The 23,175-nt window shown below is 39.4% G+C and carries 27 protein-coding genes and 1 pseudogene; all 28 read right to left on the reverse strand.

The genetic code is table 11. The features are described from left to right. Position 1: 1 nt before the first annotated feature. Positions 2 to 1,174: an MFS transporter gene (locus ACKTS5_RS10225; RefSeq protein WP_408043768.1), complete on the reverse strand. Its 1,173-nt coding sequence runs from the start codon at positions 1,172 to 1,174 to the stop codon at positions 2 to 4. After that, a complete protein-coding gene (locus ACKTS5_RS10230) occupies positions 1,174 to 2,502 on the reverse strand; it encodes a lysine N(6)-hydroxylase/L-ornithine N(5)-oxygenase family protein (protein WP_408043769.1) in 1,329 nt (442 codons plus the stop codon). Before ACKTS5_RS10230 ends, ACKTS5_RS10225 begins: the two co-directional genes overlap by 1 nt. 55 nt (positions 2,503 to 2,557) lie before the next feature. Next, on the reverse strand, positions 2,558 to 4,096 hold the full coding sequence (locus tag ACKTS5_RS10235) for a pyridoxal phosphate-dependent decarboxylase family protein (protein ID WP_408043770.1): 1,539 nt from the start codon (positions 4,094 to 4,096) through the stop codon (positions 2,558 to 2,560). Between the two features lie 93 nt (positions 4,097 to 4,189). After that, entirely contained in the window at positions 4,190 to 5,482 is a 1,293-nt protein-coding gene (locus ACKTS5_RS10240) for a cryptochrome/photolyase family protein (protein WP_408043771.1), read from the reverse strand. Next, complete coding sequence (locus ACKTS5_RS10245; RefSeq protein ID WP_408043772.1) at positions 5,472 to 5,957, reverse strand: SRPBCC family protein; 486 nt, start codon at positions 5,955 to 5,957, stop codon at positions 5,472 to 5,474. The genes ACKTS5_RS10240 and ACKTS5_RS10245 overlap by 11 nt, the downstream gene beginning before the upstream one ends. Next, positions 5,954 to 6,355, reverse strand: a complete 402-nt coding sequence (locus ACKTS5_RS10250; protein ID WP_408043773.1) for a DUF2452 domain-containing protein — start codon at positions 6,353 to 6,355, stop codon at positions 5,954 to 5,956. The genes ACKTS5_RS10245 and ACKTS5_RS10250 overlap by 4 nt, the downstream gene beginning before the upstream one ends. After that, positions 6,348 to 6,872 (reverse strand): glutathione peroxidase, encoded by a 525-nt coding sequence (locus tag ACKTS5_RS10255; protein ID WP_408044634.1) that lies wholly within the window; start codon positions 6,870 to 6,872, stop codon positions 6,348 to 6,350. Before ACKTS5_RS10255 ends, ACKTS5_RS10250 begins: the two co-directional genes overlap by 8 nt. A 31-nt stretch (positions 6,873 to 6,903) precedes the next feature. Next, positions 6,904 to 7,434 (reverse strand): CIA30 family protein, encoded by a 531-nt coding sequence (locus ACKTS5_RS10260; RefSeq protein ID WP_408043774.1) that lies wholly within the window; start codon positions 7,432 to 7,434, stop codon positions 6,904 to 6,906. Between the two features lie 3 nt (positions 7,435 to 7,437). After that, complete coding sequence (locus tag ACKTS5_RS10265) at positions 7,438 to 8,115, reverse strand: SDR family NAD(P)-dependent oxidoreductase (protein WP_408043775.1); 678 nt, start codon at positions 8,113 to 8,115, stop codon at positions 7,438 to 7,440. Between the two features lie 25 nt (positions 8,116 to 8,140). Next, positions 8,141 to 8,365, reverse strand: a complete 225-nt coding sequence (locus tag ACKTS5_RS10270; protein WP_408043776.1) for a hypothetical protein — start codon at positions 8,363 to 8,365, stop codon at positions 8,141 to 8,143. Then, positions 8,362 to 9,064, reverse strand: a pseudogene (gene folE, locus ACKTS5_RS10275) (GTP cyclohydrolase I FolE). Before folE ends, ACKTS5_RS10270 begins: the two are co-directional and overlap by 4 nt. After that, on the reverse strand, positions 9,024 to 9,443 hold the full coding sequence (locus ACKTS5_RS10280) for a 6-pyruvoyl trahydropterin synthase family protein (protein ID WP_408043777.1): 420 nt from the start codon (positions 9,441 to 9,443) through the stop codon (positions 9,024 to 9,026). Before ACKTS5_RS10280 ends, folE begins: the two are co-directional and overlap by 41 nt. Beyond that, positions 9,443 to 9,727, reverse strand: a complete 285-nt coding sequence (locus tag ACKTS5_RS10285) for a TIGR03643 family protein (protein ID WP_408043778.1) — start codon at positions 9,725 to 9,727, stop codon at positions 9,443 to 9,445. Before ACKTS5_RS10285 ends, ACKTS5_RS10280 begins: the two co-directional genes overlap by 1 nt. After that, the gene (locus ACKTS5_RS10290) at positions 9,690 to 10,127 is read right to left on the reverse strand and encodes a hypothetical protein (protein WP_408043779.1); all 438 of its coding nucleotides are present in this window, start codon (positions 10,125 to 10,127) and stop codon (positions 9,690 to 9,692) included. The genes ACKTS5_RS10285 and ACKTS5_RS10290 overlap by 38 nt, the downstream gene beginning before the upstream one ends. Positions 10,128 to 10,132: 5 nt before the next feature. Next, on the reverse strand, positions 10,133 to 11,605 hold the full coding sequence (locus ACKTS5_RS10295; protein ID WP_408043780.1) for a cryptochrome/deoxyribodipyrimidine photo-lyase family protein: 1,473 nt from the start codon (positions 11,603 to 11,605) through the stop codon (positions 10,133 to 10,135). 162 nt (positions 11,606 to 11,767) lie between these two features. Continuing rightward, complete coding sequence (locus tag ACKTS5_RS10300; protein ID WP_408043781.1) at positions 11,768 to 13,297, reverse strand: cryptochrome/photolyase family protein; 1,530 nt, start codon at positions 13,295 to 13,297, stop codon at positions 11,768 to 11,770. Positions 13,298 to 13,311: 14 nt separating this feature from the next. Next, on the reverse strand, positions 13,312 to 14,610 hold the full coding sequence (locus ACKTS5_RS10305) for a DASH family cryptochrome (RefSeq protein ID WP_408043782.1): 1,299 nt from the start codon (positions 14,608 to 14,610) through the stop codon (positions 13,312 to 13,314). Further along, the gene (locus tag ACKTS5_RS10310; RefSeq protein ID WP_408043783.1) at positions 14,580 to 14,729 is read right to left on the reverse strand and encodes a DUF2256 domain-containing protein; all 150 of its coding nucleotides are present in this window, start codon (positions 14,727 to 14,729) and stop codon (positions 14,580 to 14,582) included. The genes ACKTS5_RS10305 and ACKTS5_RS10310 overlap by 31 nt, the downstream gene beginning before the upstream one ends. A 3-nt stretch (positions 14,730 to 14,732) precedes the next feature. Continuing rightward, positions 14,733 to 16,157 carry an SDR family oxidoreductase gene (locus ACKTS5_RS10315; protein ID WP_408043784.1) on the reverse strand — a complete coding sequence of 475 codons (1,425 nt, stop codon included), beginning with the start codon at positions 16,155 to 16,157 and terminating at the stop codon, positions 14,733 to 14,735. Positions 16,158 to 16,167: 10 nt separating this feature from the next. Next, a complete protein-coding gene (locus tag ACKTS5_RS10320; protein WP_408043785.1) occupies positions 16,168 to 16,794 on the reverse strand; it encodes a flavin reductase family protein in 627 nt (208 codons plus the stop codon). Beyond that, positions 16,795 to 18,105, reverse strand: a complete 1,311-nt coding sequence (locus ACKTS5_RS10325; RefSeq protein ID WP_408043786.1) for an ABC1 kinase family protein — start codon at positions 18,103 to 18,105, stop codon at positions 16,795 to 16,797. Continuing rightward, positions 18,102 to 18,758: a TetR family transcriptional regulator C-terminal domain-containing protein gene (locus tag ACKTS5_RS10330; RefSeq protein ID WP_408043787.1), complete on the reverse strand. Its 657-nt coding sequence runs from the start codon at positions 18,756 to 18,758 to the stop codon at positions 18,102 to 18,104. Before ACKTS5_RS10330 ends, ACKTS5_RS10325 begins: the two co-directional genes overlap by 4 nt. 10 nt (positions 18,759 to 18,768) lie before the next feature. Further along, a complete protein-coding gene (locus tag ACKTS5_RS10335) occupies positions 18,769 to 19,248 on the reverse strand; it encodes a TspO/MBR family protein (protein WP_408043788.1) in 480 nt (159 codons plus the stop codon). Next, positions 19,220 to 19,936 carry a lycopene cyclase domain-containing protein gene (locus ACKTS5_RS10340; protein ID WP_408043789.1) on the reverse strand — a complete coding sequence of 239 codons (717 nt, stop codon included), beginning with the start codon at positions 19,934 to 19,936 and terminating at the stop codon, positions 19,220 to 19,222. The genes ACKTS5_RS10335 and ACKTS5_RS10340 overlap by 29 nt, the downstream gene beginning before the upstream one ends. Then, a complete protein-coding gene (locus ACKTS5_RS10345) occupies positions 19,933 to 20,388 on the reverse strand; it encodes a sterol desaturase family protein (protein ID WP_408043790.1) in 456 nt (151 codons plus the stop codon). The genes ACKTS5_RS10340 and ACKTS5_RS10345 overlap by 4 nt, the downstream gene beginning before the upstream one ends. Continuing rightward, positions 20,385 to 20,819 carry a hypothetical protein gene (locus ACKTS5_RS10350; RefSeq protein ID WP_408043791.1) on the reverse strand — a complete coding sequence of 145 codons (435 nt, stop codon included), beginning with the start codon at positions 20,817 to 20,819 and terminating at the stop codon, positions 20,385 to 20,387. The genes ACKTS5_RS10345 and ACKTS5_RS10350 overlap by 4 nt, the downstream gene beginning before the upstream one ends. Continuing rightward, a complete protein-coding gene (locus ACKTS5_RS10355; protein ID WP_408043792.1) occupies positions 20,819 to 21,661 on the reverse strand; it encodes a phytoene/squalene synthase family protein in 843 nt (280 codons plus the stop codon). Before ACKTS5_RS10355 ends, ACKTS5_RS10350 begins: the two co-directional genes overlap by 1 nt. A 2-nt stretch (positions 21,662 to 21,663) precedes the next feature. Further along, positions 21,664 to 23,136: a phytoene desaturase family protein gene (locus ACKTS5_RS10360; RefSeq protein ID WP_408043793.1), complete on the reverse strand. Its 1,473-nt coding sequence runs from the start codon at positions 23,134 to 23,136 to the stop codon at positions 21,664 to 21,666. Positions 23,137 to 23,175 lie beyond the last annotated feature (39 nt).

Genomic DNA, 23,175 nt, shown 5'->3' on the forward strand with positions numbered 1-23,175 from the left:
ATTAATTGGATTTCGCTAGTTTCTTAGTAAAAGGATTCCACTTAAAGAGGATTGCGTAGAGTACTATAGTCAATACGAATCCGATTAGGGCTATGTAAAATGGAACTATAAGCCCCCATTGATCTACAATGATTCCAACGTTCAATGAGGCTATCAGTACTCCTAAATTTTGGAAGAAGTGCACTTTACTGTAATCTACCGAATAAGATTCTGGCGTGCTCATTTCAAAGAGTAAAATATCAAACTTGACAACTCCTTGGAAAATCGCCCATCCGTAAATAATTCGACCGGCAACTACGGCTACTTCATTAGGAATTCCTTGCAGGCTCAGTCCGATGAGCCCTATAAGTAAGGCATTGATGATACCCTGGTACCCTTCTGATTTTATTTTTGTATTGATGTATAAGGCGATCAAAGCTACGAAGCCTGGAATGGCATAAATAGTTCCGGAAATGAACTTAGAATCGAAGACCGAAATACTCTCCCAATACCTTGAAAAAAACGGGCGAATTAAAAAATCGCTGAAATATAAAATAAAGGTCAATAGCCCAATTTTCAGAATAAAACTATTGGAAGACAAGGGTCTTTTTTCCGCAGTTTCATCTGAAGTAATCAATGCTGTTTCGTACTTTTTACTTTTCAACAAATAGGCACTCATTCCCATCTGAATAAAATCGCCTAGCGCCATGATTAAAAAGATGCTACTCGGCTTGATAAAATCAACGGTCAATCCGCCTAAAACTGCCCCTAGTATACCGCCTAAATGAACGACAACCGATAGAATACCAATGGTGGTTGCGTGTTCTTCTTTCTTAATAATCTTAAGAATATAGGGGTATACTAGTAAATAGCTCCCTTTAAACAATACCATTACTAAAGAGACAATCCAGAATGAAATATAAGAGCTAGTTTGAAAGCAGTACAATGCCAAAATACCTGCAATGGCCTGAGTATAAATCAGTATCTTTAACTCAGCAACCTTTTTTGACACGTAGGCCCAAAAAGGAAAGGCTATCATCACCATAAAGCAAATGGCAGCAAAATAATAGCCAACGAGTTTCGGATTTGTTACCCCAAACCGCAGCTCAAAGAACTGCGGATAGAATGGATGCAACAAATAATCACTTACAACCGCGATAAAGGTCATAAGAATTAGAAATGATTTTAACTTCATTATATCAGGGCTTTTGCAGGCTGGGTAATTTCTTCTTCTGAGTTTACTTGAAATTGTTGAAAAGCGATGCGTTTTTCTACCTTGTAATACTCTTTCCCTGTTAATTCTTTGATGATGTAGGAATTTCTATAGCAAGCCATTCCTAAGTCAGGACTCACAAAACCATGAGTGTACAATTCCACATTTTGAACAAAAATGTCTGCGTGGTCAGCATCAATGGTATAGTTTCTACCTACGTCGTACCTTCCTTTTTCATCCCAAACAATGCGGTTTTTAATTCCTTCGATAAAGGCAGGCATCTTGTAGTGATACCCCGTAGACAACACCAATCCTTCTGTTGCCTTTTGGTAATACTTATCTTCTTCTAACTGATGTAATTTTAACTGAATTTCATCGCCTTCTACCACCGATTCGATCAATTCCGAATTGGTACGTAACGACACCTTTAATGGTTCCTCAGCAAAGGAACGCTTCATGTACAATACATCGTGAATTTCATTAATCAAATCTTGGTTAATCCCTTTGTACAGGTGCTTCTGATTGGCTATTAAATCATCTCTTTTTTCTGCTGGCAACTCGTAAAAGTAGTCAACGTACTCAGGAGAGGTCATTTCTAAGGTCAGTTTAGAATACTCTAATGGGAAAAACCTAGGAGAGCGTGTAATCCAGTTGAGTTCGTAGCCTTTGCTGTCGATATCTAACAATAAATCGTGGAAGATTTCGGCCGCACTTTGTCCACTACCCAATACGGTAATCGATTTGTTCTTTTGAAGTTCTTCCTTGTGATTTAAGTAGGCAGACGAGTGAATAGCTCTTCCTTTTAAGTTCTTTGCTGCTGCAGGCACATAAGGCTGGGTTCCTGTACCTAATACTAATTTTTTAGTCTGATACTCCTTTGTTTCTCCTGATTTTGTATGTACTGTAAATACGGTGTAAGTTCCTGATTGCTCATCAAATTCAACATTTACTACTTCGGTTTGGAAATGTACATTGGAAAGTTTGTTAATAGCCCATTGACAATACTTATTATACTCGTTTCTTAACAACAAGAAGTTCTCACGGATGTAAAATGAATACAATAAACCTTGTTCTTTGCTGTAGTTTAAAAAGCTAAATGGATTGGTCGGATCCGCCAACGTTACCAAGTCTGCCATAAATGGGATTTGTAAAGTGGTATGCTGTAACATCATCCCCGGATGCCAGTCAAACGAATCCGCTTTATCCAAAAATACTCCATTTAATTCCTCTATAGGTGCCGTTAAACAGGCCAATCCTAAATTAAAAGGTCCTACTCCAATGGCTATAAAATCCGCTATTTGATTTTTCATTTCTAATATTATATTACGTGTTCTGATTATTTGTTGCTAATACGCACGCACTGAATTACAGTGTTGCATCCGTAAGCGTATTCGCGAAATTGTTTTTTGTATATGCAGTTCCAGCCGCTTCTATTAAGTCCAGAATTTCCACTAAGTTCTCCAAGGTGTTTTTCGGATTCAGCAAGGTGAATTTTAAATAAATTTCTCCGTTAAACTTAGTACTGGCAACAGAAGCCAAACCTCCTCTATACAAAGTATTCTTGATGTGCATATTGAGGTTGTCTAATTCGTTAGCGCCGTCGATTCCTTGAGGTTTATAACGGAATACTACCGTGCTCAACGCAGGTTCGTGGATAGTTTCAAATACTTCTTTTTTCTGTTGGAGGTATTGGTACACCTCATTGGCCATAAAGTGCACTTTTTCCAAGTAGCCTGCAATGGTTTTTGCTCCTAAGGTTTTTAGGGTTACCCATACTTTTAAGGCGTCAAAACGTCGTGTCGTTTGAATGGATTTTTCTATCAAATTCGGACGTTCAGTATCTTTATCTTCAAAAGCGTTCAGGTAATCTGCGTAGTAGGATACGTATTGAAAGTGCTGTTTATTACTCACCAAAAAGGCACTACAACTCACTGGCTGGAAAAATGATTTATGGAAATCAATAGTGATAGAATCTACGTAAGTACAAGCTTCAAAATACTTTTTGTGCGTTTCTGTCAATACGTAACACCCTCCATAAGCACCGTCCATATGTACCCACATATCGTGTTCTTTAGCAATAATAGCGATGGTTTCTAATGGATCGAAACTACCAAAGTCTGTGGTACCTAGGGTAGCAACCACCGCTATTGGAATATTGCCTTGTTGTTTCTCTTTTTCGATGGCCAAAACGAGCTCTTTGGCATCCATGCGCATTTCTTTGTCCGTCTTTACTGGCACTACTGAGTCGTAGCCCATTCCTAATAAAGCTGCGTTCTTTTTTACGCTGAAATGTGCTTTATCAGAACAAAAAATACGGAAACGACTCACCTCATCAGACCAACCGTTTTGTTTTAGGTTGAGTCCGAAATGCTGATAGGCATAATTATCTCTAGCCATGAGTAAAGCCATAAAATTCGACTGAGTTCCACCACTAGTGAACACACCATCGGCACGTGATGGCAAGCGGAATTCCTTGCAAATCCACTGAATTACCTCTTGCTCAATAAAAGTAGCTGATGTGCTCTGGTCCCAAGTTTCCACGGCCGTGTTGATCGCAGTCGCAATACTCTCTGCTGCAATGGCAGGAATTGCTACAGGACAGTTTAAATGGGCCACGTATCTCGGATGGTGAAAGCCTATGGTATTTTTAATGTATAAGTCATTTAAAAACCCTAATACTTCCGTAAAGGAAGCTGGCTCTGAATTCTCGAGAGATGCTTGTAGTTTGTGAGAACGAATCTCCTCAATATCATCTCCTTTGTAAAAGCTGTCTTTTGAAAAGAACGCTTGTAGTACTTTGTGTATTTCCGCAGTGTACGCTTCTAATTTTTGGTACGATTCATCATGCAATAACTGATCTTCCAATGATGGATCAACGAGTGCGGGGATTTCGTCTAATATCATTTATTTTTATTTAGTCTTAATAATATGACTACAAAATTAATCCCCACAGTCAGGAATAAATGACGAAATCGTGCTAAAAAAAGACGCGCAGATTTACTGCACGTCTTTATAGGTTTTTAAGGCTCGTTCCCGAGCAAATTTATGGTCAACTATTGGCTGAGGATAGGTCAATTCCTCTACATCAGGAACCCATTTTTTAATATAAGCCCGTTGCTTATCAAACTTTTTTACTTGTTCTGTCGGATTAAATATTCGGAAGTACGGAACCGCATCACAACCTGTGCTCGCCGCCCATTGCCAGTTACCATTATTGGCTGACAGGTCGTAATCGAGTAGTTTACTGGCAAAGTAGGCTTCGCCCCAACGCCAATCTATGAGTAAGTGTTTACAGAGAAAACTCGCTGTGATCATGCGCACCCGATTGTGCATGTATCCGGTTGCATTGAGTTCACGCATACCAGCATCTACAATAGGATATCCGGTGGTACCGTTACACCAGTGCTCGAATTCCTCTTCGTTATTACGCCAAGCAACGCGTTCGTACTTCGATTTAAAACAGCGTTTTTCTACTTGCGGAAAATTAAAGAGAATCTGCATAAAAAACTCTCTCCATATCAATTCACTCAAATAGGTCGCATTTGTTTTCAAAGCCAATGAAACCATGGCTCTTACACTGATGGTTCCAAATCGCAAATGCGGGGATACATAGGATGTTTTATCCATCCACGGAAAATCACGTATCGCATCGTAGTCTTCTAAATGATTAAATGCTACAGGTTTTACCGCAATACTGCTTCTGACAAAGCCTAGATGAGCCATTGGAGGAAACTCAACGTTACGAGGTAGTAAAGCATCCAGCAATTCTTTGGAAGGCTGGACCTTAAGCGCTTCTTGTGGGCTAAACTGTTTGAGCCATTGGTTTTTAAACGGCGTAAAAACGGTGTAGGGTGTTCCATCTTTTTTCACGACCTCTTTTTTTTCAAAAATCACTTGGTCTTTGAAAGTGTGAAAGGGTATCTTTTTGGTGGCTAATAGCGTTGCTATCGCATCGTCGCGTTCTGTTGCATAAGGTTCGTAGTCGCGGTTGGTATACACCTGGGCGACATCGTACTCCGCTAGCAATTGCTTCCAAACATCCAGAGGATTTCCCTGGTATATTTTAAGTCCACCTCCCGTCGTTTGAAATTCCTCGTGTATCGCCTTTAGGCTGTCGTAAATAAAAGAAATTCTAGCATCGTCCTTAGGGAGCTTCTCAGTGATCTGAGTGTCAAAAATAAAAATAGGTACAACCTTGTTCCCTGATTTTAAAGCGGCATGCAAGCCTGTATTGTCGTGAACTCTAAGATCTCTTCTAAACCAAAAAACGGAGCATTTGTTATTTTCCATTAAACATTTTTTCTAGGGTTGCATAGCGATATGAAAATATCGTTTTCAATTGTTTTTTTATAAAGAGTTTCTGTGCCAACTTCCCCAAGATTCCCATGGGAATTTTGTAGGATATTTTGTCTTTCATCAAGGTGGTTCCATCCGCTAACTCGTAAAACCAATGTTCGTGATGCCACATGCTATACGGGCCAAATCGCTGCTCATCAATAAAAAACTCTTCGTCTTGTACCTGAGTAATTTCGGTAACCCAATTTTGCTTAATTCCTGGTAATATTCCTACTTTGTAGGTGATGATTTGACCGGCATACGCCGATTTATCAACTGATGAAGTTATTTGAAACCCCATGTGTTCGGGGGTAATTTTTTGTAAGTTTTGTGGGACGCTAAAAAAACTCCACGCTTCTTTTAATGAAATATTCAATACCTGCTCTGTATACAGTGTGTAAATTCCAGAATGTGCTTTAAATTCAATCATTTTCTATCTATTTTTTTCCAAATTTTATCACTGTTTAGCTGAAAGCTCCCGACGAAGGTAAACGTACACTCCTCGGGGGCTAGCAACGATAAAAAATACGTTTCCTGCTTGCTGTACAAATGGTAAACATGTCCAACTATCGGCTCAAAATTAAATTTAGCGTTGTAAATGAGTTGGTTGTACTGGTACTCCTGCATTAAAGCTTGGTACTGTTCCTTAATCTCATCGAAAGTTGCCTTGAACTGACTGTTGGCACTGTGAATATTGGTTTTTTTCCAATTTACAGTATCCGGCTGTTCAATTACAGGTGCTGCTAAATTAGAAGCATACGGCTTTACAAAAGCATCGTAACGCTGCTCCTCTTCATTGTATACAACGTAATCCGGTTTTTTACTCACTGTCTAAAATTTTGGTAATCTTTGAACTCATCGGTTTGGTCATTGAGTAAAAGTAATTCACAAACCTTCCGTTTTCATCGACTATGTATTTTTGGAAATTCCATTTCACCGTTGAGTTTGAGGCACCGTTTAACGATTTTTTGGTGAGCCATTGATACAAAGGATGTTGCTCCTCGCCTTTGACAGCTACTTTCTCAGTCATCAAAAAGTTAACTCCGTAATTCATCTCGCAAAACGACTGAATCTCAGAAGAAGTACCTGGCTCTTGTCCGCCAAACTGATTGCAAGGAACACCGATTACCATCAGCTGATCTTTGTACTTGTCAAACAGTGCTTGAAGTCCTTTGTACTGTCCGGTAAAACCACATTTAGAGGCTACGTTCACAAAAAGCATTTTTTTGCCTTTAAACTGAGCTAAGTCAATGGGTTTTCCGTTAATATCATTAATTTTCACATCGTAGATAGACGATTTTGGTTCTAAAACTTGCGCCTTTACGGCACTGCTAAAAAGAGTCATAAGTAAAAGTATGTTTAAAACTTTCATAGGGTTATTCTAAAGTAATTTTATGTACTAGCAAGGTAAAGCTTTCATTTTTTTTATTGCCTATCAACAAGGCTAATTCTGTTAGTTGAGTAGCATCAAAATTTCCTGAGTTCAGGCGGTATCCCCTCCACGATGGATAAAAATCCTTCAATGGCAGTTCTATTTTTTCAATTTCTCCTGAGGTGGTAAACTTTTGCACATACCAAAAACGTTGTCTTTTAGAGGCTTTTAGTCTAAATTGATACGGTTTACCATCGCCTTGCACCTGCAGTACAATTTTTGAATACGGCTGGTCAAAATTGATGGATACTGGTAAGCGAGTCATCGCAAAACCACCGTTATTTTCAGTGGATACCCTTCCAGAGAATTCAGCAACACCTGCTTCGTTCACTTTCATCGTCGAAGACGATATGCCTCCCATCACATCATCGTTGGTTTGAAACCAACGCAGTTTCTTATTTGGCTTACTGGCATCAAACACCACTAAGGTAGGTAACGTCATCACTAGCATACCCATCATCCATAACCATCTCATAATTTACGTTTTTAAAGTTGTAATTCCTGCATCTATTGGAAAGACTTGACCGCTGATAGCCCGAGCATGATCTGACAACAGGTATTTGGCAAATTGCGCTACTTCCTCAGCTTCCAAATACGTTTTCAACGGATGCCTTTGACGCATGGCCTCCTGCTGTTTGTCATTGCGTAACAAACGAGCTGCCAATGCTGTATTCGTCACCGTCGGTGCGATGACGTTGAAACGAATCTTCGCAGCATACTCCGCTGCCAGTGATTTAGCCAGTCCTTCTACCCCCGCCTTGCTCACAGCAATGCTGGCGTGAAATGGCATTCCTAGCTGTGTTGCAACGGTACTAAAGAGCACAACACTACCTCCAGCGGTTAAGAGCGCTTTTTCAAAGTGCTGTATTACTCGAATTGCGCCGAGTACATTAATGTTAAAATCCTCTTGAAAATCGTCAATTTTCAATCGGTTTAAGGGTTTAAGATTGATACTACCCGGGCAGTAAACCAATCCGTCTAAACGAGGTGTGTCAGGCAAGGCATCCTTCAAAACATCTAATTGAAAGTGCTTTATATGTTCGTTTGTCTGGATTTCAGTTCTGCTAAATACCAACAGTTCGCAGCTGTCTTTCAACAGTTCTACTAAGGCAGCACCAATCCCCTTACTTCCTCCAACAATTGCTATTGTTTTCATAGGTCAGATCTATAGTTGTTGTTTGTTAAATTCTTCCTTTTAAACGCTTCTCTATCTTGCGTTTAATTTCGGTTATGCGCTTCATCGTTTCCATAAGAGACTTGTCTTTCGTACTCTTGTAAATAGCGTTGAGTGACAACACGAGTTCCTTAGCTCTTCGAGAGGCAATGATTTTATCATTTCTCGTTCTGAATTTCTTGTGATTTTTTTCAAAATCATAGGCTTCTTGTATAAGTTCTACTGTGCTCATTTTAAATAATTTTGAAGTTCTACAATCTTTTCCTGGCGCTCAAAAGCTCCTCCGTAAAAACAAGTTACGGTCGCAGAAGAGTCGTCTTTTACACCGCGTGAAGAAACACACAAGTGTTTTGCTTCGATAATCACGGCGACATCTTCTGTTTGCAATATTTCTTGTAAATCTGTACCTATTTGATTGGTCAAACGTTCCTGTACCTGCGGACGTTTGGCATAGTACTGTACAATTCTATTTAGTTTGGACAGTCCTATTACCTTTCCTGACGAGATATAAGCAACGTGCGCCTTCCCAATAATCGGCACAAAGTGATGCTCGCAGTTTGAGTAAAATAATATATCCTTTTCCACTAACATTTGCTGATAGCGATACGAATTGTCAAATAGTGCTATTTTCGGTTTGTTCGCTGGATTTAATCCTGAGAAAATCTCATCGATGTACATCTTAGCTACGCGTTTTTGGAGTACCTCGCAATGAATCGTCGGTTAGGTCTAAGCCCATCACCTCCATAATTTGGCCAAAAAGGGCTGCTATTTGTTCTTTTTTCTCCGTGTCAGATAACGCAAAGGCGTCTTTGCGCATCGGTGTTTGAAGTCCTGTATATAAATGATCATCACCAATTTCTTCAATGGTTAACCCATTTAAGTACGTTTCGTTATTTAACAGGGTATTCGACAAAGTTTCTGGGTGTTTCATAAAGTTTAATTTTTACCTCTAAAGGCGCTTTTATTTCTGCTGCTATTAATTCATAAATCACTACGGCAATATTTTCAACAGTAGGATTTAGTGTTTTAAACTGTGCTACCTCCAAGTTCAAGTTTTTATGATCAAATGGATTGAGCACTTTCTCTTTGATAATATCGGACAGTATTTTAGTATCAATCACATAGCCCGTATCCGGATCTATCGGTCCTATCACAGACACTTCCAATTCGTAATTGTGACCGTGGTAATGCGGATTGTTACATTTACCAAATACCTCCTTATTTTTCGCATCGCTCCAATGTGCATTGTGTAATCTGTGTGCGGCATTAAAGTGTTCTCTTCTCGTTATCGCTAATTTATGAGCATTCATTATCTCTTTGCTATCTTATTGTTAGAAATGGTAGTTTGTCTTGAGCACTTGAAGCGTCCTTTGACAAATACGCGTTTTTTACTGTGTTTGGTGGCCCTGCCTTGTACTCTTTTCCTCCATAGTTTAAAACTGGACGATTTTAATTCCCTTCGCATCAAAGCGATGACTTCTGGCTCCCGAAGTCCGAATTGAAATTGGATGGCTTCGAAAGGCGTACGATCTTCCCATGCCATTTCAATGATGCGATCAACTTCCTTCATAGAAAAGGAATTCATAGTCTTCATGTGCATTAATTTTTAGGTTCATCATTTTGCGCAAGAATTTCTTGTTTATCGCATGCTGTTTATTTTTTGCTACACGAATGAAATTTCCATCGGCGTGTATGCTGAAATGACTCGTGTTAAATACGACCAATTTGTAGTAAGGGATAGCCCATGCAAATCGCTTTAAACGCTGTGTTAAGTGGACAATTACTCCTTTCGGACGCAGTTCAATATTGATGTAATTAATATCGGAAACCTGATTTAGCAGCGATTTAAAATGTTCGCTCACCTGTAAAATCATCAAGCGTGAACTCCCTACGCCTCCCATTTTTATCCGCTTCATCAGCGAAAAAGGTTCACCTACTAACGCATTCATCGCTCGAATGTCTTCTCGTTCTGTATATGTTGTATTGAAAACCATGTTTGTTATCGTGTTACGTGTTTATTTACTATTCTCAAACTCTCTCTAATCACTTCTTCATCTTTTCGCAATTTCCAGATTTCATCCGATGCGCGCTTCCTAGTTTTCGCAATGTCAACGATGGGTGCTGGATAGTCTTTCCCTAACGTAAAATGATATAGCTTCTGTTCCAACATCGTCAACTTATAAGGCTCATGACGAAAAGCTATGGGTAGTTTTTGTAGCTCTGGTACCCACTGCCCTATAAAAACCGCATTGGGATCGTGTTCCAGACCATTTTTAATGGGATTGTAAATGCGCAACGTATTGATACCGGTTTCTCCCGCTTGCATTTGCAATTGAGGAAAGTGAATACCGGGCTCAAAGTCCAAGAAAACTTGTGACAGATATCTCGAAGCCTCTTGCCAAGGCTGCCATAAATTGTGGGTAAAAAACGATACTACCATCGCTCTCATTCTAAAATTTAAATAACCGGTGCTCTGTAAACAGCGCATACAAGCATCGATAATTGGAATTCCCGTTTGTCCCTGTTTCCAAGCTTCTTGATACTGAAGCGAAATATCTTTTTTAAGTTTGTGGTATCCTTTGTTAATACTAGCCTTCTCCATAATGCACTCCATTTCAAACTTTTGAATAAAGTGCGCCTGCCATCGCAAGCGAGACGTAAAGGCATCAATGGCTCTTTTGTTCATCGCGGTTCTTCGGATGCTCTTTGCCTCCTGAAATACCTCGCGTACCGATAAATTACCCCAAGCTAAATAAGGCGATAAACGACTACAGCTTTCTCTTGCCTGCATGGGTTTCGAGATAAATTTGGCATAATTCACATAGCGCTCCTTAAAAAAACTCTGTAAATAGCGCTTTGCAGTCGCTCTTCCTCCTCGTTGAAAGTTCGCTGACGCTGCCAGCGTATTAACCGCTGTAGTTTTGATATCTTTTTCGAGTTCCCTCAACTCATCACTGCTAATAAACTGTTGAGGACCGTAAGGTTCAAATGGCAGGAGTTCTGACTTCATGTAACCTTCCCAGTCTTCCTTCCAATGTTCCCTATCGGTTCTACCTCGAAATACACCATTATTAATATTCTCTTCCCAGCTTATCGAGTTATTACGGCAAAAGCGCTTGAAATTCTTATCTCTTTTAAAGGTCTTTAACAAACCTGTTTCAATATGAGAAAACACTTCCGACACATCGAATCTCGATAGCAGATATTTGAAAAATTGCATCACTTCGGCTTCGACAACAAATACGTGGGTTCCCAATTTTTCCAATGATTCATTCATATCAGCAATGGATTGCTTGATAAAATTCCAATGACGTTCCGAATAGTGAGGGTCCTGCAGCAAGCTAGGTTCAAAGATGTACACAAATAGTACTTTTCTACCTGTTGCCAATGCGTTTACTACCGCCTCGTTGTCTTCCAAACGCAAATCTCTCTTAAACCAAACTACCGAAATTTTCTCTCTATCTTGAATCATATCGTTTGAATATTATTTTGTTTACCTTTTTATCAAATCAGTTAAACAAATTGAAAAAAGTCAAAAAAATATTGAAATTTGTTCTCGCTAAATTTCAATGTTACTCAAAGATACAAATTTTGTTTAACAATACAAAAATATGGTTAAACAAAATATTCAGCACTAAATTTCTGCTGTATGAGCGCGAAGGTAGCTCGCTCTTGCACTGATCTTTTGCCGTTGCTCAGAATCCATTTTATCAAGTAAACGGTACATCATACTCATTCTCCTATTTGCTCTTAGTTTTTTGTCATGCGTTATGAGAAAATCCCAATACAAGCTGTTCAAAGGACAGGAGTTTTCCTCGATTTTAGTTTTTTTATCATACGAGCATCCCTGACAGTAATTACTCATCTTATCGACGTAATTGGCGCTACTTATATAGGGTTTGGTAGCAATATTTCCTCCATCAGCGAACTGACTCATCCCTCGTGTATTAGGCAATTGCACCCATTGTACTGCATCGATATAGATACCTAAAAACCAATCGTCGACTTCTTGTGGTGCTACTTGTAACAGCAATGCAATATTTCCTAAAACCATTAATCGCTGTATGTGATGTGCATAAGCCGTGTCTAACGAATTGTTAACACAGTGTTTTAGGCAGTTCATTCGGGTTTTTCCGGTCCAGTAAGCCGTAGGAAGCGAATTCCTGTGTTCGAAATAATTACTACTTTCCATCGCAGGCATTTGAAGCCAATACATTCCTCTCATATATTCTCGCCATCCCAATATTTGACGTATAAAGCCCTCAGCTTGTTCAATACTTACCGCATCATTCTCTCGGTAGGCTCGTTCCACCTCTTGTAATACCTCTAGCGGATCTATTAGTTTTATATTCAATGCAAAGGAAATTTTAGAATGATACAACACCAATTCTTGGTCGTGCATTGCATCTTGATAATCTCCAAAGAACACCAGCAAATGGTCTATAAAATAATGCAGCTGTGCCATTGCATCCGATCTATTTACAGGGTAAGTAAAACGATTTGGGTCTACCTTTCCAAAAAATAAAGCTCCTGACTGTTCTAACTCTTCCAATAAAGCACTTACATCTGTTACAGCCTCGAATTGGATCGGAATAAGGGTTTGCTGCTTCCATTTTTTACGATTGTTTTTATCGTAATTCCACTTGCCTCCTTCCGGTTGCTTGCCAGTCATCAAAATACTGTGCTTCTTGCGCATGTATCGGTAAAAGTTCTCCATCAAAAACTGCTTTTTTCCCTCAAAGAAATGAGACAATTCACTTCTGGTGGTCAAAAAGTGTTCAGTACCCACTGCCTTAACCTCCATGTTGAGGTCAGCACTCCACTCTTGTAGATACTGCTCAACACGCCATTCATCTGGTTCTTGATATTCAAACCTATCAAAACTTTCCGTATCGATGAGCTGTTGAAGATTCATCGTAATCGACTGCTTGTTTTTAAGATCACCAATGCGATAATACACCACACGATGTCCTTCGGCTTCCAGACAAGCTGCGAATGCTCGCATAGCTGCAAAAAAGCCTACAACTTTTTGTATGTGGTGTTTCGTATACGTGAGTTCTTCTTGCACTTCAAACATGGCAAAGGTTACTTCTTTGTCCACGCACTTATACCAAGAGTGCTTCTTGTTAAGTTGATCACCCAAGATCAATCGTAATGTATTCATGAAATAATATCTGTTTAACTCCAGCGAGCTCTGAACTCGCCGTTTTTATCGTAGTAGGACGCTTGCTGTTGAACGTCAAAATGTTTGGGTTTACCATCAATTCCAATTCCAGCTATGTACTGCCAATTTCCGTAATTTGAATGCACATCGTAGTCTATGAGTTGCATTTCAAAATACGCTGCTCCCCAGCGCCAATCTCCCTGTAAATCGTGTATCCAATACGATGCTACATTTTGTCGCCCTCGATTGCTCATCCATCCCGTAGAACGCAATTCGTTCATGTTTGCATTGACAAATTCGTCCTCCGTCTTTCCTTCTATCCACAGTTGGAAAATTTCTTTAGAAGCCTTTGGGAATGACTGTTTAGATGTTCGAAACCCGTATTTTTGAAAAAATGTCGTTCCATTTTTCTCTGCGAGCACTTTAAAATACTCACGCCAAAGCAATTCGAAATACACCCAATAGGTCGACTCGTTTGCTCCGTATTCACGTTCGTATTTTTTTAGAGTCTCCACAATAGTTGCTGCGGAAATATTACCGAATGCCAACCAAGGAGAAAATTTCGTGCTGTATTCAGTTCCAAGCAACCCGTTTCTCGTTTGCTTATAGCTTTTCACATGGTGATTTTCAAAGAAATATCCATGCAGTCTGTCAAGGGCACTAAGCTCTCCTCCGCGGAACGGAAAAGCCGTGTCATCAGGGATAGTACTCGTAGTTTCTAGGAACTCTTCTTCCCTTAATACACCGTTTAAGCCTTCCAGATTCAGAGGCTCTTGCACTGTTAATGGACAATGATCTGTAGCTCTAACTGCCAGGTATTTCTCTACTTTTTTCCGAAAGGCACTGAATGAAAACTCTTGTTTTTTTATGAGCCTATCACAATCCGCCTTCAGGAATAAACCTTTTCTTGACAAGGGCCATATTTTGGTCTCATTAGTCCAAAAGCTTAATACCTGTTGTGCTTCTTGCGCTTCTTCAAAGGTAGTGTCCTCATGGTACCAAAGGTTTTCGACCACGTATTTGGCTGCTAAAGTACTGCTCAAATCCTCTGGAGCATCCGTCACGAGTAACGGAATATTGTAGGTTTCTAATTGCGTTCGTAAGCAGGCCAGCGATTCTGCTAAAAAACGTTTTCGGTGACCGCCCATTTTTGACAGCCCTAGTGTATTGGTTTCTAACCAATGCGAAGGCCAATAAAACACGGCAACACAGGGTAACTTCTTTTGCATTGCTGCTTGTAGCAAATCATTATCACTCAAACGCAAGTCTTTACGGAACCATATTATTTGAATTCTTTCTTTGTCGTTTTGCATCTTTTACTGCAGTATTTAACGGCGTCCCAATCGCGCTCCCATTTTTTTCTCCAGGTGAATTCCAATCCACAGGACTCACAAACTTTTTTGGGAAGATGTTGTTTTTTCACCCCTCTCATAGCTTACCTATCTTTTGTTGCCAACGCCTTTATCATACCACTAAATACAAAACCATGAAAAGGCAACACACTAAACCAATAGAGTCGTCCCCAAACCCCTTTGGGCCTAAATACCGCTCGTTGGTATAAATTTCCTTTTACAATTTTAAATTCTAGCCAGGCTTCACCGGGTAATTTCATTTCTGCAAACAGCAACATGCGCTTTTCTTCTTTATTAGCATAGAGTACCCGCCAAAAATCAAGAGCGTCACCTGCCTCTATTTCCGTAGCATGCCTGCGCCCACGACGCAATCCTACTCCTCCAACCAGCTTGTCTATATAACCGCGAATTCTCCACAGGCCATTAAATCGATACCAACCATTGGCACCACCGAGTTTCCAAATTTTGTTTAGCGTTCCTTCTTCGTCTGAAATCGGAAGTTTACGGACGTCTTTAAAGCAACCGTAATGTGGTACATCGATATGTTCAGACAGTGGTGTTGCTAGTACCCCACTACTCAAAGCGTCTTTCCAGCTAGAAATGATGGAGTTTTGCCTGATTTTCACAAAGGCTTTTTCCACCGCCTCGCGATAAGAAATGGGAGTAATTGGTATGTGTTCATTCAAATCAGAAGACTTTCCTATTACTTCTACCTTCATACTGTCGACCAAAGAAATTGCCAATTTATACGAGGTAGAGGTTACGAAATACAGCCAATACGACGATAACTTAGGTGTTAACACCGGCAAGGTTAGGATGTATCTTTTAAGCCCACGGACGCTTGCAAACTGCAATAACATCTGTTTGTAGGTCATAATTTCCGGGCCGTAAATATCATAAGACTTTCCGTAAAGTGCAGTATTTCCTAAGGCTTGTGACAAATAACTCAACACATCTCTGATCGCGATGGGTTGTGTTCGGGTATTTAACCATCTTGGCGCTACCATTACCGGAAGCTTTTCCACGAGATCTCGAATAATTTCAAAGGAAGCACTTCCACTACCTACTATAATTCCCGCGCGAAATACCGTGAGTTGATACTCTTTTGAAGCTAAATTGTGCTCCACTCCCAAACGGGATTTTAAATGCTTTGACAGGCTCGTATCATTTACAATACCACTCAAGTAAATTACCTGTTTACAGTTAGTCGGCTCTAGCAGTTTTTTAAAATTCACCGCACAGGTTTGTTCCATCTGTTCAAAATCAACCGCACTCGATGCCATGGAATGAATCAAATAGTACGCTGCATCAATATCCGCAGGAAACTGCACTTCTTCGATAGCTAAAAAATCCACTTTTAAAAACTCAATTCCCGCTTTATCGACAAGATCTTCTGGAATTCTCGAAAAATCCCGCACACAGCACCACAGCTCATGACCTTCACGTAATAATTTTGGTATTAAACGTTTTGCGATATAACCTGTGGTACCTGTGATTAGAACTTTCATATCCTCATTTTTACTGTTGTATTTCTTTTTTAGGACGTTGGTAAGAAAATCTCGTCGGGCTCGTAGGTACTAGATAGGAATCCAAGCCGTTGATCACGGCTGTTTCTCCTTTAGCTAAATCTACAAAACCATCCTGACCTACCAATGCGTCTTTGATGTGCAAATCCAATATTTCTCCTAAAACCAAGATGGTTCCATTGGCTTTAATTTCGTATTCCTCTAAATATTTCATTCCGATTTGGACCGGTGATCCTTTTACAAAAGGAGCGTAAAAATCATTTAAATACTCCTCTTCTAACGATGTTTGGTCGAACTCTGAAATATCGGCCGGATACTTCGCCGATGTATGATGGGCATCTTCCAAAACTTGGTTATAAATGTGATTGATGGTAAAATATCCGGTTGCCTTGATATTGTCATAGGTATTTCGTCTTACCGTTGTTGGACGCAGCACAAACCCGAGTATCGGCGGTGCTGAACCATAATGCACTACAGAACTGAAGACTGCTACATTACTAAGTCCTTCCCGATTTTTAGTCCCAATTAAATTGGCTGCTTTATACCCAGAAACACTATTGATTAAATTAATCTTATACAAGTGCTCCAACTGGTCTATTTCCGTTCTTGTAATATACATTTACAAATTCTTAAAATTATTAATCTTGACTCCTTTTGCCTTTAAATCGTGCATGAGGTTGTACAAGCCAAAGAAAGTTCTGTTGATATAGATAAAATGCTTTGAACCTCTGTTTCCATTCATCTTTTTCAACTCCGTACTCTGGGCATATTTCTGACCTAAATCGGCAATTCTCCCAAAGAAATCCGCATCGGAAAAATCGAATTCTTCCACGTGAAATGGCTGTGTAAACAGCGAAAGCATTTCATGGAATAACGCTTTAAAAAATACTTTTTCCTCTGGAGTATCCTCCGGTCTTAAAATTTCCAACTCGTAGAGTTTACTCTCAAAAAATTCCGGATCCTCGATATTTTTCTTTTCTGCAAGTTCAAAATACGGCACGTAAAAAGATTCAGGAACCTCTTTCATACAACCGAAATCAATGACGGTGAGCTCGTGGTTTGAAGAAACTAGAAAGTTCCCAGGATGAGGGTCGGCATGAACCTTTTTCAATATGTGCATTTGATACATGTAAAAATCCCACAATGCCTGCCCTACTTTATTCAAATCTTCTTGCTTATTATCGCGGGTGATATACTCTGACAAATGTTCTCCTTCCATCCAGTCCATCGTTAAAATGCGCTCAGACGAAAATTCAGAATAATAACTCGGGAATTTTATGTTCGGGATAGCGGCACAACGCTCGGCAATTTCAACACTTTGCTTTAACTCCAACTCGTAATTGGTTTCTTCCAAAAGCTTATCTTCTACTTCTTTGAAATAGGCATCACTTCCTTCACCACGAATGTTAAACATTTTCATAGCAATGGGCTTCACCATGGCTAAATCTGTTGAAATACTCTCAGCTACTCCTGGATACTGAATTTTTACGGCTAGTTTTTTACCGTCTTTCTCCGCCTTGTGTACTTGACCGATACTTGCTGCATTCACAGATTCCGCTGTAAACGTATCGAAAACTTCTTGCGGTGATTTTTTGAAATACTTCTTAAACGACTTTACGACTAAAGGTGCCGATAATGGCGGTACAGAAAATTGCGATAATGAAAACTTCTCCACGTAGGCTCTCGGCAAAATATTTTTCTCCATACTCAGCATTTGAGCAACTTTTAAAGCCGAACCTTTCAGTGTTTTCAAACCGTCGTAAATATCCGTAGCATTTGCTTGATTCAGATTCTCTTTCGCCTCCTCCTCTGATTTGACGATTTTTTCTCCGTAGTACTTCGCATAATTCACTCCGACTTTAATTCCTGTCGTTATCAATTTGGAAGCACGCTCTATTTTTGACGTTGGGATATTATCTATACTTTTCATGAGCTCGGTACTTTTTCTTTCCACAAAAATTTTGCAAAGTCAAATACGCTTTCCAGCGGAGTCGTATCGCGAATATCAAAGCTGGCTTTTACTGATTTTTCGATAAAAAGATCCGTTTTTTCAAAATTAGGAGAGCTATCTTCTAACCAAAACTTCAAGGTAAAGAGCAAATGCAGCCAAGCGGCCTCTTCCACGCCTTTATCGCGCAACTTGTTCGCGGTTTTATTCTTAAAATCAAACCCCTCAGTATACACTTCTGTTTTTACATAGGTAGTAAACTCCTCTTTAAGCTTCGTCAACAAACTCAAAGACGCCAGCATATTCGAATTTTCCTTTAAACTGTGATATACATACGAACGATTTGCTGTTAGCAATTCGAAAAACGTATAATAAAAACTCAATAATTTACCTTTAGCATCGTACGACACATAGGCATCATTCTTCATCAAAAGCGATACTGTTTTTGAACAAAACACTGCGAATATCGCTTTTTCCAATCCATCAAAACTGTTGAAGTAACTATAAAACTCTTGTTCTTCAAAGTTGTATTTTTTACTAAAGGCATATACGGTTTTTGAACGCTCATCACTGAGTACTTCATCCATGTACCAGCCTATTAATTTATCTGCATTTACTTGTTTTTTTGCAGCCATAACACCTTTTTTAATTGTTAAACACTATATATGCATTCAAACTCGTTGCCAACACCATCCATATTGCATAGGGCAGTATCATCAATGAATTCCATGCCATTTTTTTTCGATATCCAAACATCATCATCAAAATCAGCAAGCAAAGTGAAACGATCACTACCAATCCAAGTTTTGTTTGATGTTGATTAAAGAAAAACCAATTCCATCCTACATTTAGCAACCATTGTAGCGCATAAATTCCAAGCACACTGCGCATTGCCTCCGATGTATTCTTTACTAAGCGCGTCATATAAAACGCGAACAACAGCATTATTGACGACCAGGCTACCCCGAACATCCAATTCGGAGGTGACCACGGTGCTTTATTTAAAGCAGCGTACCAAGCGGTTCTCGGACCGTCGTTCATCAACTGTACGCCGACGTAAAGGGCTAAAAAATTACAGCTCAGGAAGACGAGAAAATTACGCACTGATTTTTTGGCTATTGCCATTTCGTTGATTTTTAAAATAATTAAACAATAACTGTACTGAGAACAACATATTAAAGGCGTAAAAAACGTCCTCTACAGGAATCGTAAACAAACGCACACCTAAATTTTCATTGTTGTTGTACCAAACAACGGGCTCTTCTATAAAACTACCTGTCAAAATCCCGTTAATCAAAAAGAAGGGTAACAAAATCACCGCAAAACTTATAAAATAACGTCTTAAAAGCTCCAATTCCTTTCGTAAGCCATACGACAGTAAAAGAATAAAAAAGACGAAATTTACCGAAGTATACCACTTGCCTATGGAGAAAACCAATAACACGGCGATAATCAATAACAACAATACCCCTAGTAAAAGAGTAAAGGTACGTTCTAATTGAAGCTTTGGCAGGTAAAACTGTAACACCTCATGGGTAAATAAACAGGCATAAGGAATACAAATGAAAAACAACCATTCTTCAACCGGCATACCGATAAACTTGATCGGTAAGTGATAGGTAGCATTAAAACCCCAAACGCCCATAAGCGTAAAAGCAGCATCCCAAATCAGAAACGGAGCAGCCACTAATAAAATGCTAAACACGATTGGCTTTAGGTATTTGATAAAGTGAAAATCTTTTTCAAAAATACTGTAAAGCAAAGGTATGCTTAGGCTTCCGAGGTCTAATATGAGGTACAAATACTGACTCATTTCCAGGTTGGTTTTTTAAAATATTTTAAAGGTACCACTAGCATCCCAAAACACTCTCCATCGTGTTTCCCTAAATGTTTATGATGTATTTTATGGGCTTTTCTCAAGCCGCGTAAATACCTGTTTTGGGTATTTTTAAACCAATTAAATCGCCTGTGTATTAACACATCATGAATCAAAAAGTAAGCGATTCCGTACATCAAAATACCGAGTCCAATAAAAAACAGGTAATTCAGTTCCGGGCGAATTCCAAAGTAGAACAAGGTCATACTAGGAACAGCGAAAACCACAAAAAAGGCATCGTTTTTTTCAAATACGTGCGGGTAGCCCGGCTGATGGTGATCTTCGTGTAGGTACCAACCAAAACCGTGCATGACGTATTTGTGGGTGCACCATGTAATTCCTTCCATTAGTATAAAAGTGCCGAGAGCAACGGCGGTAAATAATATCATAATGAGGTATTCTTTTTAATATAATAATCTAGATAATCACTGCTATCTTTTTCCTCTAATTTACGCAATAAAAAAGATTTATCTGCAGAAATTTTGTCTTTGTAATTTAAGATAGCAGGCGTCTGTTCTTGTATGACCAAACGTATGTATCTGAGGTGTACATTTTCAGGATTTTTTGCAATCAACGACTCTAATTTCCTTTTGGCTTTCTTGAAAACAGCTAGTTTGGACCAAGGAAAAAATTTGTACTTCGCCTGTTTCATTTCCAAGGAATACACATACCCTAGAACCGTTGGACTTTTTGAATTTCTATACTGTTTGATAAAAGTGGTTTCCATCTTTCGATCAACCGCTTCGTGGAACGCTTTTACAACACTTTTTTCACCAGTTTGAACCTGTAAAAACAGCAGTAAGGCCAAGAATATTTTCATTAAAGTAAATTCAATTTATAACGAGCATAACCACGCATGAGTAAACTGATTTTTAGCCCATTCGAAATTCGTATTCTAGTATCCATAATCTCTTCAGAAGGAACCGAGTTTAACTTTTTAAGTAAGCGCTTGTAGTATCGGTAAGCGATATATACCCCAAATTTGGCTTCCACAGGTAATTTAAGTACCCCGTGGTGGTATGCATAGTCAAAATCCTCTTCTATTTCTTTAATGATGAGTGCTTTGGAGCGGTTGTCTAAAGCACGCAGGTTAACATTCGGGAAGTACGAACGGTTTAACTGCTCCACATCTTCTTTTAAATCTCTTAAAAAATTCACCTTTTGAAAGGCCGAACCCAAACGCATGGCTGCTCCTTTTAACTCTTCAAATTTGGCTTGGTTACCGTTTACAAACACCTTTAAACACATTAATCCAACAACATCTGCAGATCCGTATATATACTCTTTATACTCCTCCTGAGTGGTATAGTCCGTTTTGTACAAATCGGCTTTCATACTTTTGAGAAACGCCTGAATCATAGAATCGTCAATATTGTATTTTTCAACAGTATCGATGAAAGCATTTAAGATGGGATTCAAACTAATTCCTTGATGTTTTCCGAGGTAGTAGTTCTTTTCAAATTGTTCCATGAGTGCTTCCTTGTCATAGTCGTGAAACGAATCTACAATCTCGTCTGCAAAACGCACAAATCCGTAAATATTATAGATGGCCACGCGAATTTCCGGTGCAAGCATTCTGGTTGCTAAAGAAAACGAAGTGCTGTACTTCTTGGTCACGAGTTTACTACACTGAAACGATACTTGATCAAATAATTCTTTCATAATTAAGCGTTTTTGAGGATTAAATCAGATACTACTTTTCCAGATATTAACGAGGGCGGTACTCCTGGTCCTGGCACGGTTAGCTGTCCAGTGAAATACAGGTTCTCCACCTTTTTACTCTTTAATTTAGGTCTTAAAAAAGCAGTTTGGGTCAATATATTCGCCAATCCGTACGCATTTCCTTTGTACGAATTGTAATCTCTTACAAAATCATTTACACAAAAGCTCTCTTTGAAAATCACGGACGACATCACCTCTTGCTCCGTGAGGTCTTCTAGCCTCTTCATGATCAATTTGAAATAGTGTTCACGCAGTTCAGGTGTATCTTCAATTCCCGGTGCTAGGGGAATCAAAAACGTTCCAGCTTCTTTTCCATCCGGTGCAAAAGAGGCATCCGTAATCGAAGGAAAACTAGCGTAAAATAAAGGTTCTTTTGGCCAACTTGGCACATCGTATATGGTTTTTGCATGGGTATCAAAATCCGTATCGAAGAAAAGCGTATGATGCTTTACATTCTTCAGTTTCTTATCAAATCCCACATAAAACAACAAGGAACTCGGCGCAAAGGTTCTGTTCGACCAATATTTCTCTGAATACTGACGCAGTTTATTTGGCAGTAGGGTTTCTGTGTGATGATAATCAGCGCCACTAAGTACCAAATCAGCCTCAATGTGTTTTCCGTTGATCTTAACACCTCCTACCGTAGCTTTATCCGACAATACCAGTTCTTCCACAGCAGCGTTCGTCACAAAATTCACTCCCTGTGATTTCGCCAGAGCCACCATGGCTTTTACCACCTCGTACATACCACCTTTCGGATGCCAGGTACCTAACTCAAAATCTGCATAATTCATAAAATTATAAAAACTCGGAGTATTGCTTGGCTTAGCTCCTAAAAACAGCACTGGAAATTCAAGAATTTTTATCAGCTTGTGGTTGCGAATTTTTTTGCGCACCTGCTTGCGTATGGTTGAAAAAAACTGATTGACACGAACCACGGTTTCGCTACTCACCAACTCCAACGGAGAAACGCCTGGCTTGTACACCATTTTGTTTACGGCAATTTCGTAGTTGTCTCTTGCCGAATTCATAAACTTCATCAACGGCTTTGAACTCCCAGGCTCAACAGTTTCAAAAACTTCACAAATTTCCTTGAAATTGTCCGGAATAACGATACTGTCTCCTTTACCGAAATACACCTCGTAAGCAGGCGACAACTTTTCCAACTGGTAGTAATCACTTGGTTTTTTTCCGAAATCGGCAAAAAACTTCTCAAAAACATCTGGCATCCAGTACCAAGTGGGACCAATGTCAAAAGTAAAACCGTCTTTTACGTACTGTCGAGCACGTCCTCCTAAGGTTGCATTCTTCTCATATACCGTCACCTCGTATCCAGCTTTGGCCAAATAACTAGCAGCTGACAGCGATGAAAATCCTGACCCTATAATTGCTATTGATTTATTTTGTTTAATCATACTACAACAAAGTTAAACAAAAAATATGATGATACGATG

It is taken from the genome of Tenacibaculum litopenaei (assembly GCF_964514025.1).
Classification (GTDB): Bacteria; Bacteroidota; Bacteroidia; order Flavobacteriales; family Flavobacteriaceae; genus Polaribacter; species Polaribacter litopenaei.

Bases quoted from the DNA above. Each gene is read 5' to 3' on its own strand.
- ACKTS5_RS10225 (WP_408043768.1), bottom strand. From the start codon at position 1,174: ATGAAGTTAAAATCATTTCTAATTCTTATGACCTTTATCGCGGTTGTA.
- ACKTS5_RS10230 (WP_408043769.1), bottom strand. From the start codon at position 2,502: ATGAAAAATCAAATAGCGGATTTTATAGCCATTGGAGTAGGACCTTTT.
- ACKTS5_RS10235 (WP_408043770.1), bottom strand. From the start codon at position 4,096: ATGATATTAGACGAAATCCCCGCACTCGTTGATCCATCATTGGAAGAT.
- ACKTS5_RS10240 (WP_408043771.1), bottom strand. From the start codon at position 5,482: ATGGAAAATAACAAATGCTCCGTTTTTTGGTTTAGAAGAGATCTTAGA.
- ACKTS5_RS10245 (WP_408043772.1), bottom strand. From the start codon at position 5,957: ATGATTGAATTTAAAGCACATTCTGGAATTTACACACTGTATACAGAG.
- ACKTS5_RS10255 (WP_408044634.1), bottom strand. From the start codon at position 6,872: ATGACTCTTTTTAGCAGTGCCGTAAAGGCGCAAGTTTTAGAACCAAAA.
- ACKTS5_RS10260 (WP_408043774.1), bottom strand. From the start codon at position 7,434: ATGAGATGGTTATGGATGATGGGTATGCTAGTGATGACGTTACCTACC.
- ACKTS5_RS10265 (WP_408043775.1), bottom strand. From the start codon at position 8,115: ATGAAAACAATAGCAATTGTTGGAGGAAGTAAGGGGATTGGTGCTGCC.
- ACKTS5_RS10270 (WP_408043776.1), bottom strand. From the start codon at position 8,365: ATGAGCACAGTAGAACTTATACAAGAAGCCTATGATTTTGAAAAAAAT.
- ACKTS5_RS10280 (WP_408043777.1), bottom strand. From the start codon at position 9,443: ATGAATGCTCATAAATTAGCGATAACGAGAAGAGAACACTTTAATGCC.
- ACKTS5_RS10285 (WP_408043778.1), bottom strand. From the start codon at position 9,727: ATGAAGACTATGAATTCCTTTTCTATGAAGGAAGTTGATCGCATCATT.
- ACKTS5_RS10290 (WP_408043779.1), bottom strand. From the start codon at position 10,127: ATGGTTTTCAATACAACATATACAGAACGAGAAGACATTCGAGCGATG.
- ACKTS5_RS10295 (WP_408043780.1), bottom strand. From the start codon at position 11,605: ATGATTCAAGATAGAGAGAAAATTTCGGTAGTTTGGTTTAAGAGAGAT.
- ACKTS5_RS10300 (WP_408043781.1), bottom strand. From the start codon at position 13,297: ATGAATACATTACGATTGATCTTGGGTGATCAACTTAACAAGAAGCAC.
- ACKTS5_RS10305 (WP_408043782.1), bottom strand. From the start codon at position 14,610: ATGCAAAACGACAAAGAAAGAATTCAAATAATATGGTTCCGTAAAGAC.
- ACKTS5_RS10310 (WP_408043783.1), bottom strand. From the start codon at position 14,729: ATGAGAGGGGTGAAAAAACAACATCTTCCCAAAAAAGTTTGTGAGTCC.
- ACKTS5_RS10315 (WP_408043784.1), bottom strand. From the start codon at position 16,157: ATGAAAGTTCTAATCACAGGTACCACAGGTTATATCGCAAAACGTTTA.
- ACKTS5_RS10320 (WP_408043785.1), bottom strand. From the start codon at position 16,794: ATGTATATTACAAGAACGGAAATAGACCAGTTGGAGCACTTGTATAAG.
- ACKTS5_RS10325 (WP_408043786.1), bottom strand. From the start codon at position 18,105: ATGAAAAGTATAGATAATATCCCAACGTCAAAAATAGAGCGTGCTTCC.
- ACKTS5_RS10330 (WP_408043787.1), bottom strand. From the start codon at position 18,758: ATGGCTGCAAAAAAACAAGTAAATGCAGATAAATTAATAGGCTGGTAC.
- ACKTS5_RS10335 (WP_408043788.1), bottom strand. From the start codon at position 19,248: ATGGCAATAGCCAAAAAATCAGTGCGTAATTTTCTCGTCTTCCTGAGC.
- ACKTS5_RS10340 (WP_408043789.1), bottom strand. From the start codon at position 19,936: ATGAGTCAGTATTTGTACCTCATATTAGACCTCGGAAGCCTAAGCATA.
- ACKTS5_RS10345 (WP_408043790.1), bottom strand. From the start codon at position 20,388: ATGATATTATTTACCGCCGTTGCTCTCGGCACTTTTATACTAATGGAA.
- ACKTS5_RS10350 (WP_408043791.1), bottom strand. From the start codon at position 20,819: ATGAAAATATTCTTGGCCTTACTGCTGTTTTTACAGGTTCAAACTGGT.
- ACKTS5_RS10355 (WP_408043792.1), bottom strand. From the start codon at position 21,661: ATGAAAGAATTATTTGATCAAGTATCGTTTCAGTGTAGTAAACTCGTG.
- ACKTS5_RS10360 (WP_408043793.1), bottom strand. From the start codon at position 23,136: ATGATTAAACAAAATAAATCAATAGCAATTATAGGGTCAGGATTTTCA.